This is a genomic window from Duganella sp. Dugasp78 (assembly GCF_059491455.1).
Genome location: NZ_CP168506.1, coordinates 2,506,561 through 2,520,680, shown reverse-complemented (window position 1 = coordinate 2,520,680; position 14,120 = coordinate 2,506,561). Strand labels below are relative to the sequence as shown.

The following is a 14,120-nucleotide window of genomic DNA, read 5'->3' as shown; positions in this document are numbered from 1 at the left end:
ACGGTAATGCGAATTACTTCTATTTGCGCTTGCATCTGGCTCAAAGTTGAGGCACTATACGATTAATGATAATGATTCGCATTAAGTAGCTAAGCAGCAATCATGTCAGTTCATTCTTTTTGTAGAGCCTAGCCAGAAGGTGCATCAATGATTGTATGTGTCTGCAACAACATATCTGATCGTGAAATCCGTCAAGCCGTGGAATTGGGATTGACGTCGATGGAAGAGTTACGCCGCGACCTGGGCGTGTCGACTTGCTGCGGCCAATGCTTTTCCTGCGCCGAAGAAATCCTGAACGAGCACCTGGCCGCCACCGCCGAGATCCAGGAAACCGTCCTGAAACGTCCAGTCTTCAGCAACTAAGATTACCTCGATGAACACCATGACCTATGGCCGCGCGGCGACGCCGGCGGCGGACGAGCGCGGCCTGGCCGCCCAGCTGAAATTGCAATGGCAGGCACGCGGCCGCAAGTTCGCGCCGCTGGCCGCCATCGTCCTCGGTCATGCGTTCGTGTTTTATATGTTCCAGTCGGGCATGCTGCACCAGGTCACGCGCGCCATCCTGCCGCAGGTGGTCAACATCACCTTCGTCGCCTCGCCGGAGCCGCTCAAGCCGGCCGCACCGCCGCCCAAGACCGTGCCCGTCGTGCACCAGGCGCCGGCCTTCATTCCGCCGGCCCCGCCGATTCCGCTGGTGAACGTGGCCCAGACCGAGCCCACCATCACCGTCGCGCCGCCGCAACAGCGCCCCAGCGAACCTGCTGCGGTCGCCGCACCGCCAGCGCCGCCGGCGCCAGCCCATGTGGCCGCGCAGTCCGGACCGAAAACCGTTTCAGGGGTTGAATACATCCGCGCGCCGCAGCCGGTGTACCCGAACATCTCGCGCCGCATGGGCGAGACCGGCATCGTCGTGCTGCGCGTGCTGATCGGCGAAAAAGGCCAGGCCGAGCAGGTGGTGATCCACAAATCGTCCGGCTCCAGCAACCTCGACGAAGCCGGCCGCCAGGCCGCGCTGCGCGCCCTGTACAAGCCGAACATGGAAGACGGCAAGCCGGTTCCCGCGTACGCGCTGGTGCCGGTCAACTTCCAGCTGGGCTAATCCTTCAGACGTCCAGCCTGCCCTCGACCGTATCGTCCAGGGTCTTGCCGATCACGGCGCCGATCAGCATCCGGACGCTGGCCACCGCCCTGCCGTGTTTGGTATCCCAATAGTAGCCGTAGGTCGGCGCGAACTTGATCAGCGTGATGCGCGGATCGTCCTCGCCGCCGGTGAACCAGGTCTTCATCGTAAAACTCCACAACTCCTTCAGCTTGACCGGATCGCGCAGCACCGTGGCGATGCCCTCCAGGTGCATGAACTCCGCCCGGCTCGACGCCTGGAAGTACAGGGTGGCGGACGGCTCGGCCGCCAGCTCCAGGTTCTTCAGGCTGTCGCTGGCGCTGACGAACCACAGATTGCCCTGCGCGTCGACCTGCAGGGCGGTCATCGGCCGCGCGTCGCCGGGGCCACCGGCCACGTCGTCGGTGCAAAAGAAGCAGCCTGGCGTGCTGTCGACAAAGTCGCGGATTTTTTTGACGGCGTCCTCGCCGATCAGATCCTGGTGATGGGTTTCATTGGTCGAGTCCATGACGGTGCTCTCCGGTAGGGGGAAGCATCGATACTACCCCTGACGGCGTCAACCCTCGGTGGCTTGCCTCACACATCGGCCCACATGCGCAGCAGGTTGTGATAATGGCCGGTCAGGTCCACCGTGATCTCGTTGTCGCCGTGCGCGGCGCGCAGCTTCTGGATGTTCTGATCGAGCTCGAACAGCATGCCGCGCCGGGCATCGTCGCGCACCATGCTCTGGGTCCACAGGAACGAGCTGACCCGCTCGCCGCGCGTGACCGGCGCCACCTGGTGCACGCTGCTCGACGGATAAACGATCAGGTCGCCCGCCGCCAGCTTGACCTCGTGCGTGCCGTAGGCGTCGCTGACGATCAACTCGCCGCCGTCGTACTCCTCCGGCTCGCTGAGGAACAGGGTCGACGAGACGTCGGCCCGCATCGCGTTGGCCGTGCCGGGCCGCATGCGGATGGCGCCATCGACATGCATGCCGTAATGCTCGCCGCTGGCGTAGCTGTTGAAGTACGGCGGCAGTATGCGCAGCGGCAGCACCGCCGCGAAGAACAGCGGATGGGCGGCCAGCGCCTGCGTGATGAAGGCGCCCAGCTCCTGCGCCAGCGGCGACAGCTCCGGCAGCTGGCGGTTGCGCTTGACCTGCGCGCTCTGCGCCCCGGCGGTGCCGCGGCCGTCCACCCAGTCGGCCTGCGCCAGGCGATGGCGGAACTCCTGCACCTGCGGCTTGGTCAGCACGGCGGGGATATGCAGCATCATGGGGGCGTCCTTTCGTATCGGCGATATGGGAATGTTAATTGTTTTCATTTGCGCCAACAATCTCAGTCCGGGGATATTGCTACACTTTCGCACAGCCTGCTGTGGGAAGCGCCCGGTTCGTGGCAAAATGTCAGTATTCCATCACCACTTGAGAAAGCCTCCCATGAAGGGCGACCCAGATGTCATCAAACTGCTGAATGCTCAGCTGACCAACGAACTCACGGCCATCAACCAGTACTTCCTGCACTCGCGCATGTACCGTCACTGGGGTTTCGAGAAGATCGCGAAGAAGGAATATGAAGAATCGATCGGCGAGATGAAGCACGCCGACAAACTGATCGACCGCATCCTGATGCTGGACGGCCTGCCCAACCTGCAAGCCATGCACAAGATCATGATCGGCGAGAACACCGAAGAGATGATCGGCTGCGACCTGAAGCTGGAAAAAGGCGCGCAGATCACCGTCAAGCAAGGCATCGCCGCCGCAGAGAAGGCCGCCGACTACGTGTCGCGCGACCTGCTGCTGATGATTTTGGAAGACACCGAGGAACACATCGACTGGCTGGAAACGCAGCTGGACCTGATCGGCAAGGTCGGCATCCAGAACTACCTGCAAAGCCAGATGAGCGAAGACTAAGCCGTCCTGGCTTCCTCTTCAAGCCGTGGGTTCGCCTGCGGCTTTTTTATTTTCACCGCCATCACGGCCAGCGCGCCGCACAGCATCAGGCCACCGGCCAGGCGGATCACGTTCTCCGGGTTCCCGCCCAGCAGGCTGCGGTAGTACAGCGGCAGCGTGAAGATCTGGATGATCATCGGGATCACGATGAACATATTGAAGATGCCCATGTAGACGCCGGTACGCTGCGGCGGTATGCAGCCCGCCAGCATCACATACGGATTGCCCATGATGCTGGCCCACGCCAGCCCGATGCCCACCATCGGCACGAACAGCAGCGCCGGCGTATGGATCATCGGTATCGCCAGCATGCCGACGCCGGCCAGCGCCAGACAGACGCTGTGCGTGACCTTGGGCCCGTGGCGGCGCGTGAACGGCACCAGCGCCAGCGCGCCCACGAACGCGATGAAGTTGTAGAACGCCCCCACCTGCCCCGCCAGCAGGCCGGCGTCGCGGAAGCCCTGCGAGGCCTGGTCGGTGGTGCCGTAGATGGTGGTCGACAGCGACAGCATGATGTACTGCCAATAGCAGAACATCGCATACCACTGGAACAGCTTGACCCACGCCAGCTGCTTCATCGTCGGCGGCATCTCGCGGATGGCGCTGGCGACGTCGCCCAGCGTGTGACGCCAGCCGGCCGGGCGCGCGCGGATCTGCGCCAGCTCCGCGCTGGTCAACGGGTATTCCGGCGTGGTCTTCAAGGTCCACAGCACCGAGGAAATCGAGAACACCGCGCCGATCAAAAAGGCCACGATGACGATGTGCGGGATATGGCTGCCGTTGACGGCGTCCTTGTTCATGCCCATCCACACCAGCAGCGACGGCGTCAGGTAGGCCAGCGTCTGTCCCAACCCGGTAAAGGCGCTCTGCGTCAGGAAGCCGACCGAATGCTGCGAAGGATCGAGCTTGTCGCTGACGAAGGCGCGGTATGGCTCCATCGTCACGTTGTTGGCCGCGTCCAGTATCCACAGCAGGCTGGCCGCCATCCACAGCGTGGGGCTGAACGGCATCGCCAGCAGGCCAAGGCTGCACAGGATGGCGCCGATCAGGAAGTACGGCGTGCGCCGTCCCCAGCGCGTGACCGTGCGGTCGCTCATGGCGCCGATCAGCGGCTGCACCAGCAGGCCGGTCATCGGCCCGGCCAGCCACAGGTAAGGTAGGCTGGCCTCGTCCGCGCCCAGGTATTTGTAGATCGGGCTCATGCTGCTCTGCTGCAGACCGAAACTGAACTGGATGCCGAAGAAGCCGATGTTCATGTTCACGATCTGCCAGAACGACAGCCGCGGCTTCATGCGACGGCTCCGGGCAGTACCGCGTCGCCGCGCCAGGCCGCGATCCACGGCTGGTAGAACGCTATATCGGCCGGCACCGCGCCGGAGATGCCGCAAATCGCGCCGGCAAAGGCGTTGGCGCGCGCCAGCGTCAGGCTGACAGGCCAGCCCTGCGCCTGCCCGAACAGGAACACGGCGGAGAAGGCATCGCCCGCGCCCACCGTGTCGACGATGCGCACCGGCGCGTGGCACTCCTGGTTGGCGATGACGCCGCCGTCGGCGCCGAAGTACAGCGCGCCGCGCTCGCCCAGCGTGACGATCAAGCCTTGCAGCGAGAAGATGCGCATCAGCGCCTGGCAGGCGTCCACCATCTCGGCGCTGTCGATCGCCTTGGTGCCCGGCTTGGTGTGGGTGTACCAGCTGAACAGATCCTTCAGCTCGTCCTCGTTGACCTTGACGATGTCCGCCAGGTGCAGCGACTCGAAGGCGCAGCGCTCCGTTACCTGGCCGTCGCGCACATTCAGGTCCAGGTAGCGCTGCGCGCCCGAAGCATCGAGCATCGCCCGCAACGCCGCACGCGAGCGCTCGTGCCGCTGCGCCATGGTGCCGAAGTAGATCGTGCCCGGCGCGGCCTGCGCCAGCGCCGCCAGCGCCGGCCCGGTCTCCACGTAATCGTAAGCCTGGTCGGGCAGGATGATGAAGCGGTGGCCCTGCGCATTGCGTTCGACCACCACGCGGCCGGTGGCCTCCTGCGGATCGATTTGCAGGCCCGCCTCGCTCATGCCGAAGCGTTCGAATTCGCTGCGCACCAAGGCGCCGTTCTTGTCGGCGCCGATGCGCGTGACCATCAGCGTCGCCATGCCGAAAGCCGCCAGATTGCGCGCCACATTGAACGGCGCACCGCCGACAACCTGCTCGGTGATGAAATCGTCGACCAGCGCTTCGCCGAATACGGCGATGGTTTGTTGGGTCATGCTTGTCTCCACGCCCTGTTTGGGCGATTCTATATTATTCGCGTTCCAGCCAGTACATCGCGTACGGTTCCAGCACCAGCGTGCCGCTGGTCGGCTGCTCCGCCACGCAATCGCGCCATCCGCCTTGCAGCGCATAGCTTTGCGGCTGGCCGGAGAAATTCATCAGCGTCAGGAAGCGTTCGCCGCGCTCCAGCGCCAGCATGCCGTCCGGCGCATCGGCCAGCAGGGTGCGCGGCGCGTTGGCCGCCAGCGCGTCGTGCCGGCCGCGTATGCGCACCAGCTTGGCCAGCGCCTGATGCATCGTCCCCGGCACGGTGGATACATCGTAGCGATGCTTCCAGCGCTGCTGGTCGAACACCGGCCGTTGCAGCCAGCGGCTGTCCATCGCGTGCTGCGGCCGATCTTGATAGCTGTAGTCGTTCTCCATCGCCAGCTCGTCGCCCATGTACAGCACCGGCAGCGCGCCGAAGCTCAGGGCCAGGCCGTGCAGCAGCAGCATGCGGCGCAGCGCCAGCGCGCGCTCCTCGTCGGTGCCGGCCGACTGCAGGCCGGTCAGCGAAGCGGCCATGCCGTTGCTGCCGTGCGCCGCGTTCGGATCGGTGCTCTGGAAGGCGGCGCCGATGGCGTAGCTGCCCTCCGCGCCGCTGAAGAAGCGCGCCACGCGCGCCAGCCGCGCGGCACTGTCGCCACCGTCGGCCGAGGCTTCCGCGCGCAGCACGTTCCAGCCGATGTCGTCATGGCAGCGCACGTAGCTGAGCCACGTCGCGGCGGCCGGCAGCGCGGGCGTGTTGCGTATCACTTCGCGCAGCACGCCGGTGCCCTGCTCCGCCAGCGCCACCCAGCCGGCCGCCATCAGGCTGCTGTGATAGGCGATGTGGCATTCGGGCGCCTCGGCGCTGCCCAGGTAGGCCGGCAGCTCGCGCGTCGGCACGATGGCTTCGGCCTTCAGCAGCACGCCCGGCGCGACGATGTCGACGATGGCCCGCAAGGCTTGCAGCAGCTGGTGGGCTTCCGGCTGGTTCATGCTGTTGGTGCCCTCGCGCTTCCACAGGAAGGCCGTGGAATCGAGGCGGAACACTTCGATGCCGCGATTGGCCAGGCGCAGCAGCGCGGCGGCCATCTCGGCGAACACCGCCGGGTTGGCGTAGTTCAGGTCCCACTGGTACGGGTAGAACGTGGTCCACACCCAGCCGCCCATCGCTTCCACATCGGTGAAATTGCCCGGCGCGACCTGCGGGAACACCTGGCCCAGCGTGCGCTCGTAGCGGTCCGGCATGGCGCGGTCCGGGAACACATGGAACATCGCGCGCGCCCCGGCGTCGCCGGCCTTGGCGGCCAGCGCCCAGGCGTGATCGTCGGCCACGTGGTTCAGGATGAAGTCCGAGCACAGGCTGATGCCGGTTGCGCGCAGCTGCGTGGTCAGCGCATCCAGATCGGCGTTGCTGCCCAGCGCGGGATCGACTTCGTCGAAACTGGCGACGGCGAAGCCGCCGTCGTTCTCGCCCGCGCGCGGCCGCAGGAACGGCAGCAGGTGCAGATAGCTGACGCCCAGTTCCCGCAGATACGGGATGCGCGCCGCCACGCCGTTCAAATCGCCGCCGAAGTTCTGCACGTAGGCGCAGTAACCCAGCATGCGCTGGCTGAGGAACCATTCCGGCTGCGCGGCGCGCTGCGCGTCGAGCGCCCGCAGTTCCGGCGGCCGCGCCGAGTACAGCGCGCCCAGCGACTCCATCAGATTGCCCAGCCACGCGTCGAAATCGGCGCGTTCGCCATACAGGCCGGCCAGCAGCCGGCGCAGCACCGGCTCCGCCGCCGCCAGCCGCTGCGCAGCCTGCGGCCGCAGCTCGTCGGGAAGGACCGTCAGCAGGCGGTCCGACATTACTTTAGAAGGCATAGGACAGGCTGACTTTCGCGGCACGGCCGGTGATGGAACGGGCGGCATGGCCGTCGCCTTCGACTTCGGTGTAACCGATCTTGTTGAACAGGTTATTCACGCTCAGCGACAGGGTCGCCTTCTCCGTCACGTGATAATTGACGAAGGCGTTCACCACCTGGTACGCCGGCAGCACGATGGTGTGCGCATCGTCGCCCCACGACTTGCCGGTGCCGATCACGCTGGCGCCGACGGTGGCCTGGCCGAAGGTGTAGGTCGGAGCGATCTGGTACACCACCTTGGCCTGGCGGCGCGGCGTGTTGCCGATCACCGCCACGTCGCCGGGCGCGGTGCCGGTGATCTTGGCGTCGGTGTAGGTCATGCCACCGGTGACGCGGAAGTCGCCCAGCGCATACGCGCCTTCCAGCTCCACACCCTTGGCATCATACTTGTTGGAGGTGCTGCGCTGCGTGGTCGCCTCGTAGTTGCTCTCGTCGGTCTTGGCCTGGAACAGCGTCACGAAGGTGCTGACGCCGCCGCTGCGCCACTTCACGCCGCCCTCGATCTGCTTGACGGTGTTGATGTTGATCGGCGCGCTGCCATCCAGCGGGGTGCCGAACAGGATGCGGTCCGCATTGAAGGCCACGCCATCGCTGACGCGGGCAAACGCCGCCAGGGTGTTGGTGATGCGGTAGTTGCCGCCGACCGAGTACGAGTTGTGGTTGATCTTGTAGTCCACCAGCTGCTGCGTGGCCGCATCGTAGCGCAGCGCGCCGCCGCTCATGGTGGCGATATTGGCCGTGCCGCTGGCGCGCTGGCGGTCCTGTCGCACGCTGGCGTCGATGTTCAGCGGACCGGTTTCATAGCCCACGTTCAGGTACGGCGACGTCAGTTTGTATTCCATGTCGACCGCGCGCGAGCAGCAGCCGCCAAAGGCCGGACCGACCAGGCCTGGCGTGCCGCTGGCCGTTTGCAGCAAGGCCGGCTTGTCGCCGCTGGCCTGCATCAGGTACTCGTTGAAGTTCCAGGTCAGCCCCAGCTTCTGCGTCGACAGGTACAAGCCGGCGGTGGTGGTCAGCTTGGAGCCGTCGGCCAGCTTGAAGGTCTTGGCCAGCTTGGTGTCGTTGAGCGTATTGCCGGCGTCGTCGATCGAGGTGTTGAACACCACGGCGGAGAAGGCGCGGCCATTGTAGGCCTTGCCCTTGTTCGGTCCCGTGGCGAACACATAGCTGCCGACCGTGCCGTTGTTGGCGGCGAAGACGCCGGTGAAGCGTCCGCTGTTGCTGGCGGTGCGGAACTTGTCGCTCAGGTTCCAGCCGTCGCCCAGGTCGAACGAACCTTCCAGGCCGACCGTATCGCTCTTCACTTTCAAGCCGTCGTTGACGTTGGTCGACACCGGCGTGTTGTTCTTGCTCAGCGCGACATCGCGCACCCAGTACGGCGAGTAGAACGTCACCTTGCGCGGATCGATGCCGGGGATTTCCTGGATCTGCTGGTTCACCACCTGCACCGGCACCGGCAGCGCGGTCGGCGATTTGTCGTCCACGTGCTTGAACGACAGGCGGATAAAGCCGTTATCCAGGTCGTGCGTGATATTGCCGCGGATCTGGCCGCCATCCTCGGTGCTCATGCCGGTGTTGCGCACGCCTTCGCCGGTGCGGTAGTTACCGCCGATGAAGAAGCGCGTCTTGTCCGAGATCGGCGCGCCGTAGTCGAAGTCCAGACGGGTCTCGTCGTAGCCCAGGCCGTGGCTGATGCCGATATGGCCGCCCTTTTCGTCGCCGGTCTTGGTGATGAAGTTGATGATGCCGCCCGGCGCGTTGGTTGCCAGCGTGGAGGCCGAGCCGCCGCGCACCACTTCCAGGTGGTCCAGCGTGCCGTCGATCTTGACGTAGCTGTCCGGCGTGATGAAGTTGAAGTCGCCCGATTGCAGCACCGGCAGGCCGTCTTCCTGGATCTGCACGTAGCGCGCGCCGCCGGCCGAGATCGGCACGCCGCGCACGGTGATATTGGCGTTGCCCTCGCCGCCCGACGATTCCGAGCGCACGCCCGGCACCGAGCGCAGCACCTCGGCAGCGCTCAACGGCGCGCTGTTCTTGATGGTGTCGCCTTCCAGGGTACTGATCGACACGCTGGTCTTCATCTTCGTGGAGCCGCCGGAGGTGCCGGTGACGACCACGCGCTCCATGTTCAGGCCATCGGCCGGCGCGGCCGGTGCGGCTTCCTGCGCCGAGGCGCTACCCATGTGCAGGACAGCCGTTGCAACAGCGGCAGCGATGCCGCCCAGTTTAAAGGTGCGTTGTTCCATAGTCGTCTCCAGATATTGTCGTTTTGATCTGCCGCTTAATTGAGCAGGTACGCCATTATTCCTCGGATTTCGATTTAATGCAATCGATTGCATAACGCTGCAAAAATATATTTAACTACCTTACTGTGCAGTCCATGCAAACGGTTGCATAAATCAGACAGAACTGTTGCGGACGATCAACTGGGTGGGAATTTGCAGCGAAGGCGCCGGGCGGCCGTCGACCAGCTCCAGCAGTTGGGACACCAGCGCGCGGCCGGCCTCGCGGATAGGTTGCTGCACGGTGGTCAGCGGCGGATGGAAGTAGCCGGCCAGTTCGATATCGTCATAGCCCACCACGGCGACCTGGCCCGGCACATCGTAGCCGTGCTGGCGCAGCGTGTTAATCGAGGTCATGGCCATCAGATCGCTGCCGGCGAACACCGCGTCGAACGGCACGCCACGGCGCAGCAGTTCCTGCACCGCCTCCTTGCCGCCCTCGGGCAGGAAGGACACCGACACCTGCAAGGCCGGATCGACCCGCATGCCGGCCCGCTCCAGCGCGCGGCACAGGCCTTGGTAGCGCTGGCCCACCTCGGGCAGGTTGATATCGCCGAAGAAGGCGATGTGCTTGCGGCCCTGCGCGATCAGGTGCGCGCCGGCCAGCTCGCCGCCGCTCACATTGTCGCCGCCGACGGTGCAGTACAGCTGCTGCGGCAATTGCGCGCCCCACACCACGATGGGCACGTGGCGCGCGGCCAGCTGGTTCAGTTGTTCATGATGGCGCCACTGGCCAATCAGGATGATGCCGATCACCCGGCCCGTATCGAACGGCGCGGCGGCCGCGTCCAGCTCCTCGGCGTCCACCCGCGAGACCAGCATGTCGAAACCCAGCTCGGTCAGCGCGTCGGCCAGGCTGCCCAGCATCGACAGGAAGAAGGGATCGGACAAATGCTGGCGCGTGGCCGAGTCGTACGGAATCACCACGCCGACGGTGCGGTTCTGCTTCATGCGCAGGTTCTGCGCGCCGATGTTGATGGTGTACTTGAGCGAGCGCGCCAGCTCCATGATGCGCACCCGCGTCTCCTCGCTCACCAGCTTGCTGCCGGCCAGCGCGCGCGACACCGTTGACGTCGACACGCCGGCCAGCCGCGCGATGTCGGCCATCTGCAGGCGCCGCTGCTGGGCGGAGCCGTCCGCGTCGGGCGGCGTGGTCTTGGGCATGGCTTATTGCGGCACGGTGTCTTTGAACGACTGGCGCTCGGCCAGCTTGTCGTACAGGCGCGCCAGGTTGGCGTAATCGTCGCGCCAGGCGATTTCCGGGAAGCGGAACGACAGCCAGCCCAGCGTGCAGCCCACGGCCACATCGGCCAGCGTGTAGTGGTTGCCGGCGCAGTAAGGCTGCTCGCCAAGCTTTGCCGACAGTGCCGCCAGGCCCAGCTCCACCTTGCGCATCTGGCGTGCGATCCATGCCTCGCTTTGCAGCTCGGGCGGCCGCTGCAGGCGTTCCAGGCGCACGATGATGGCGGCGTCCAGCATGCCATCCGCCAGGGCTTCCCAGCTTTTGATGTCGGCGCGCTCGCGGCCGTTAGTCGGCAGCAGCTTGCACACCGGCGTCAGCGTATCGAGGTACTCGACCATGACGCGCGAATCGATCATGACGTCGCCGTCTTCCATGACCAGGCTGGGCACTTTGCCCAGGGGATTCAGCTTGCCGATGGTGGTATCCGCAGCCCACACATCTTCCAATTCAAACTGGTAGTCAAGCTTCTTTTCAGCCAAGACAACACGAACTTTGCGTACATAAGGACTGGCGAGGGAACCGATGAGTTTCATAGAGGCTTAGAGTGGAAGATCAGGCTTCAGTATAACATCGGCGGCCTGGAGGCCGGCCAATGGTAAAATCTACCTTTGCGCAATTTTAACCCTGCCTCCTTCCCATCATGACCACTACTCCTTACTCCACGCTGTCGGCGCTGTCGCCGCTGGACGGCCGCTACGCCGGCAAAACCGACCTGCTGCGTCCCATCCTGTCCGAATCGGGCTTCATGCACCACCGCGTCAAAGTAGAAATCTCCTGGCTGCAAGCGCTGTCGCTGGCCGGTTTCGCTGAAATCAAGCCGTTCTCGGCCGCGGGCACCGCCCTGCTGGACAAGATCGCCAACGAGTTCACCGAAAAAGACGCAGCCCGCATCAAGGAAATCGAAGCCGTCACCAACCACGACGTCAAGGCCGTGGAGTACTGGCTCAAGGAGCAGGTCAAGGACGTGCCGGAACTGGTGGCCGCGTCGGAGTTCATCCACTTCGCCTGCACCTCGGAAGACATCAACAACACCTCGCACGGCATGATGCTCAAGGCGGCCCGCGACAGCGTCATGCTGCCGTCGCTGACCAAGGTCATCGCCCGCCTGAAGGAAATCGCCATCGACAACGCCGACGTGCCGATGCTCTCGCGCACCCACGGCCAGACCGCCAGCCCGACCACGCTGGGCAAGGAGATGGCCAACGTCGTCGCCCGCCTGCAGCGCGCCATCAAGCGCATCGAACAGGTTGAAATCCTCGGCAAGATGAACGGCGCGGTCGGCAACTACAACGCCCACCTGTCGGCCTACCCATCGTTCGACTGGGCGGCGTTCTCCCGGAACGTGATTGAGAAGCGCCTGGGCCTGGTGTTCAACCCGTACACCATCCAGATCGAACCGCACGACTACATGGCCGAGCTGTTCGACGCCTTCGCCCGCGTCAACACCATCCTGCTGGACCTGAACCGCGACATCTGGAGCTACGTCTCGCTGGGCTACTTCAAGCAGAAGACCAAGGCCGGTGAAATCGGCTCGTCGACCATGCCGCACAAGGTCAACCCGATCGACTTCGAAAACTCGGAAGGCAACCTGGGCCTGGCCAACGCCGTGCTCAAGCACCTGTCCGAAAAACTGCCGGTCTCGCGCATGCAGCGCGACCTGACCGATTCGACCGTGCTGCGCAACATCGGCGTCGGCCTGGGCTACACGCTGCTGGCCTACGACAGCTGCCTGCGCGGCCTGAACAAGCTGGAAGTGAACCACGCCCGCCTGGCCGCCGACCTGGATGCCAACTGGGAAGTGCTGGCCGAGCCGGTGCAAACCGTGATGCGCCGCTACGGCATCGAGAACCCGTACGAGCAGCTGAAAGAGCTGACCCGCGGCAAAGGCATCTCGAAAGACGCGCTGCGCGACTTCATCACCGGCCTGGCGATTCCGCAGGACGCCAAGGACCTGCTGCTGGCCATGACCCCGGCCAACTACATCGGCATCGCGACGGATCTGGCTAAAGCCATCTAAGCAAACCAAGCAAACTGTTCTACACTAGCCCCCGCGACCCACGTCCCGGGGGCTTTTTTTACCCCGCACCGCCAGGCGGGGACGGACCCCGTACGGGGTCCGTCCCCTAAGTGGGGCAGCAAGCGTATCGCTCACAGCACACGGGGTTGGCCACATCGCCAGCACACTTTGCATTTCTTTGGTATATTAGTCCTAACACGTACTATTTTCTGGAGCTCACGCTTATGCAACGCTATACCAAAACAGCAATGTTGCTGCACTGGCTGACCGCCCTGCTGATCATCGCCGCCTTCTTCCTCGGCCTGACCATGGTGGACATCCACGGCATCACGCCCACCAAACTCAAATACTATTCCTGGCACAAATGGCTGGGCGTGACGGTGCTGGGCGTGGCCGCCATCCGCCTGCTGTGGCGCAAGGCCAATACCCCGCCGCCGCCGCTGGCCAGCATTCCGGCCTGGCAGCACAAGGTGGCCGACGGCATGCACTACCTGCTGTACTTCTTCATCTTCGCGGTGCCGGTTTCCGGCTACCTGTACACCTACGCGGCCGGCGTGCCGGTGGTGTACCTGGGCCTGTTCCAGCTGCCGGCCCTCATCGAGCCGAACGCCGAGCTTAAGCCGATCTTAAAAACCGTTCACTATGTTCTGACCATGACGATGGCCGCCGCCGTCGTGGCGCACGCGCTCGCCGCACTCAAGCATCACTTTGTCGACCGCGACGCCACGCTGAAACGCATGCTGCCGTAATCCCCACCACATCACCGGAGCCAACAATGAAAACCATGAAAAAACTCGCCCTCGTCTCGATGATGGGTATCGCCCTGGCCGCCAGCGCCGCCGCGCTGAAGACCGATCCGGCCAAGTCGACCGTATCGGCCGTGTTCAAGCAGATGAACGTGCCGGTCGAATCCAAGTTCAAGAAATACACCGTCGCCATCGACTACGATGCGGCCAAGCCGGACGCCTCCAAGGCCACCGTTGAAGTCGAGACCGCCAGCCTGGACGTGGGCGACGCCGACATGAACAAGGAAGTGGCGAAGAAGGAATGGTTCAACTCGGCCCAGTTCCCGAAGGCGACCTTCGTCTCGACCGCGATCAAGAGCGCCGGCGCCGGCAAGCTCAACGTCACCGGCAAGCTGACCATCAAGGGCAAGACCGCCGACATCACCTTCCCGCTGACGGTCAAGGCCGACGGCGGCAAGCAAGTGTTTGAAGGTGCGCTGCCGATCAAGCGCCTGGCCTACAACATCGGCGAAGGCGAATGGAAAGACACCGGCATGGTCGCCGATGAAGTGACCATCAAGTTCCACGTCGTCGCCCAATAATTTTTCCATCGGAGACCG

The 14,120-nt window shown here is 64.3% G+C and carries 14 protein-coding genes; 6 read left to right on the top strand and 8 right to left on the bottom strand.

Translation table 11 applies throughout. The features are described from left to right. Positions 1–147: 147 nt before the first annotated feature. Both ACEN9O_RS11120 and ACEN9O_RS11115 read left to right on the top strand, forming a co-directional pair. Positions 148–363 (top strand): (2Fe-2S)-binding protein, encoded by a 216-nt coding sequence (locus tag ACEN9O_RS11120; RefSeq protein ID WP_495617602.1) that lies wholly within the window; start codon positions 148–150, stop codon positions 361–363. Between the two features lie 10 nt (positions 364–373). Continuing rightward, entirely contained in the window at positions 374–1,099 is a 726-nt protein-coding gene (locus ACEN9O_RS11115; protein ID WP_495617601.1) for an energy transducer TonB, read from the top strand. Between the two features lie 4 nt (positions 1,100–1,103). On the opposite strand, the gene ACEN9O_RS11110 is transcribed toward ACEN9O_RS11115, so the two are convergent. Further along, complete coding sequence (locus ACEN9O_RS11110; protein WP_495617600.1) at positions 1,104–1,628, bottom strand: pyridoxamine 5'-phosphate oxidase family protein; 525 nt, start codon at positions 1,626–1,628, stop codon at positions 1,104–1,106. 68 nt (positions 1,629–1,696) lie between these two features. Further along, the gene (locus ACEN9O_RS11105; RefSeq protein ID WP_495617599.1) at positions 1,697–2,377 is read right to left on the bottom strand and encodes a Fe2+-dependent dioxygenase; all 681 of its coding nucleotides are present in this window, start codon (positions 2,375–2,377) and stop codon (positions 1,697–1,699) included. Positions 2,378–2,540: 163 nt separating this feature from the next. Here ACEN9O_RS11105 and bfr point away from each other — a divergent pair, with 163 nt between their 5' ends. Then, positions 2,541–3,014 carry a bacterioferritin gene (bfr, locus tag ACEN9O_RS11100; RefSeq protein WP_495617598.1) on the top strand — a complete coding sequence of 158 codons (474 nt, stop codon included), beginning with the start codon at positions 2,541–2,543 and terminating at the stop codon, positions 3,012–3,014. Here the strand turns inward: bfr and ACEN9O_RS11095 are convergent. The 6 genes from ACEN9O_RS11095 to ACEN9O_RS11070 form a co-directional block, all read right to left on the bottom strand. Then, positions 3,011–4,345, bottom strand: a complete 1,335-nt coding sequence (locus ACEN9O_RS11095) for an MFS transporter (protein ID WP_495617597.1) — start codon at positions 4,343–4,345, stop codon at positions 3,011–3,013. The two genes, bfr and ACEN9O_RS11095, sit on opposite strands and share 4 nt — an antisense overlap. Then, positions 4,342–5,298, bottom strand: a complete 957-nt coding sequence (locus ACEN9O_RS11090; RefSeq protein ID WP_495617596.1) for a PfkB family carbohydrate kinase — start codon at positions 5,296–5,298, stop codon at positions 4,342–4,344. The genes ACEN9O_RS11095 and ACEN9O_RS11090 overlap by 4 nt, the downstream gene beginning before the upstream one ends. 34 nt (positions 5,299–5,332) lie before the next feature. Continuing rightward, positions 5,333–7,192 carry an alpha-amylase family glycosyl hydrolase gene (locus tag ACEN9O_RS11085; RefSeq protein ID WP_495617595.1) on the bottom strand — a complete coding sequence of 620 codons (1,860 nt, stop codon included), beginning with the start codon at positions 7,190–7,192 and terminating at the stop codon, positions 5,333–5,335. Continuing rightward, positions 7,182–9,479 carry a TonB-dependent receptor gene (locus ACEN9O_RS11080; protein ID WP_495617594.1) on the bottom strand — a complete coding sequence of 766 codons (2,298 nt, stop codon included), beginning with the start codon at positions 9,477–9,479 and terminating at the stop codon, positions 7,182–7,184. Before ACEN9O_RS11080 ends, ACEN9O_RS11085 begins: the two co-directional genes overlap by 11 nt. Before the next feature lie 153 nt (positions 9,480–9,632). After that, positions 9,633–10,679 carry a LacI family DNA-binding transcriptional regulator gene (locus tag ACEN9O_RS11075; protein WP_495617593.1) on the bottom strand — a complete coding sequence of 349 codons (1,047 nt, stop codon included), beginning with the start codon at positions 10,677–10,679 and terminating at the stop codon, positions 9,633–9,635. Positions 10,680–10,682: 3 nt separating this feature from the next. Next, positions 10,683–11,291, bottom strand: coding sequence for a glutathione S-transferase family protein (locus tag ACEN9O_RS11070; protein WP_495617592.1), 609 nt, complete (start codon positions 11,289–11,291; stop codon positions 10,683–10,685). Positions 11,292–11,398: 107 nt separating this feature from the next. Here ACEN9O_RS11070 and purB point away from each other — a divergent pair, with 107 nt between their 5' ends. The 3 genes from purB to ACEN9O_RS11055 all read left to right on the top strand — a co-directional run bounded on the left by purB (position 11,399) and on the right by ACEN9O_RS11055 (position 14,102). After that, positions 11,399–12,775, top strand: a complete 1,377-nt coding sequence (gene purB / locus ACEN9O_RS11065) for an adenylosuccinate lyase (protein WP_495617591.1) — start codon at positions 11,399–11,401, stop codon at positions 12,773–12,775. Between the two features lie 224 nt (positions 12,776–12,999). Beyond that, on the top strand, positions 13,000–13,524 hold the full coding sequence (locus ACEN9O_RS11060; protein ID WP_495617590.1) for a cytochrome b: 525 nt from the start codon (positions 13,000–13,002) through the stop codon (positions 13,522–13,524). Between the two features lie 26 nt (positions 13,525–13,550). Beyond that, the gene (locus tag ACEN9O_RS11055) at positions 13,551–14,102 is read left to right on the top strand and encodes a YceI family protein (RefSeq protein ID WP_495617589.1); all 552 of its coding nucleotides are present in this window, start codon (positions 13,551–13,553) and stop codon (positions 14,100–14,102) included. The last annotated feature ends 18 nt before the right edge of the window (positions 14,103–14,120 follow it).

Excerpts from the sequence above, each read along its gene's own strand:
- ACEN9O_RS11110 (WP_495617600.1), bottom strand. The coding sequence starts at position 1,628 with ATGGACTCGACCAATGAAACCCATCACCAGGATCTGATCGGCGAGGAC.
- purB (WP_495617591.1), top strand. The coding sequence starts at position 11,399 with ATGACCACTACTCCTTACTCCACGCTGTCGGCGCTGTCGCCGCTGGAC.
- ACEN9O_RS11105 (WP_495617599.1), bottom strand. The coding sequence starts at position 2,377 with ATGATGCTGCATATCCCCGCCGTGCTGACCAAGCCGCAGGTGCAGGAG.
- ACEN9O_RS11075 (WP_495617593.1), bottom strand. The coding sequence starts at position 10,679 with ATGCCCAAGACCACGCCGCCCGACGCGGACGGCTCCGCCCAGCAGCGG.
- ACEN9O_RS11120 (WP_495617602.1), top strand. The coding sequence starts at position 148 with ATGATTGTATGTGTCTGCAACAACATATCTGATCGTGAAATCCGTCAA.
- ACEN9O_RS11055 (WP_495617589.1), top strand. The coding sequence starts at position 13,551 with ATGAAAACCATGAAAAAACTCGCCCTCGTCTCGATGATGGGTATCGCC.
- ACEN9O_RS11085 (WP_495617595.1), bottom strand. The coding sequence starts at position 7,192 with ATGCCTTCTAAAGTAATGTCGGACCGCCTGCTGACGGTCCTTCCCGAC.
- ACEN9O_RS11060 (WP_495617590.1), top strand. The coding sequence starts at position 13,000 with ATGCAACGCTATACCAAAACAGCAATGTTGCTGCACTGGCTGACCGCC.
- ACEN9O_RS11115 (WP_495617601.1), top strand. The coding sequence starts at position 374 with ATGAACACCATGACCTATGGCCGCGCGGCGACGCCGGCGGCGGACGAG.
- ACEN9O_RS11090 (WP_495617596.1), bottom strand. The coding sequence starts at position 5,298 with ATGACCCAACAAACCATCGCCGTATTCGGCGAAGCGCTGGTCGACGAT.
- ACEN9O_RS11070 (WP_495617592.1), bottom strand. The coding sequence starts at position 11,291 with ATGAAACTCATCGGTTCCCTCGCCAGTCCTTATGTACGCAAAGTTCGT.
- bfr (WP_495617598.1), top strand. The coding sequence starts at position 2,541 with ATGAAGGGCGACCCAGATGTCATCAAACTGCTGAATGCTCAGCTGACC.
- ACEN9O_RS11095 (WP_495617597.1), bottom strand. The coding sequence starts at position 4,345 with ATGAAGCCGCGGCTGTCGTTCTGGCAGATCGTGAACATGAACATCGGC.
- ACEN9O_RS11080 (WP_495617594.1), bottom strand. The coding sequence starts at position 9,479 with ATGGAACAACGCACCTTTAAACTGGGCGGCATCGCTGCCGCTGTTGCA.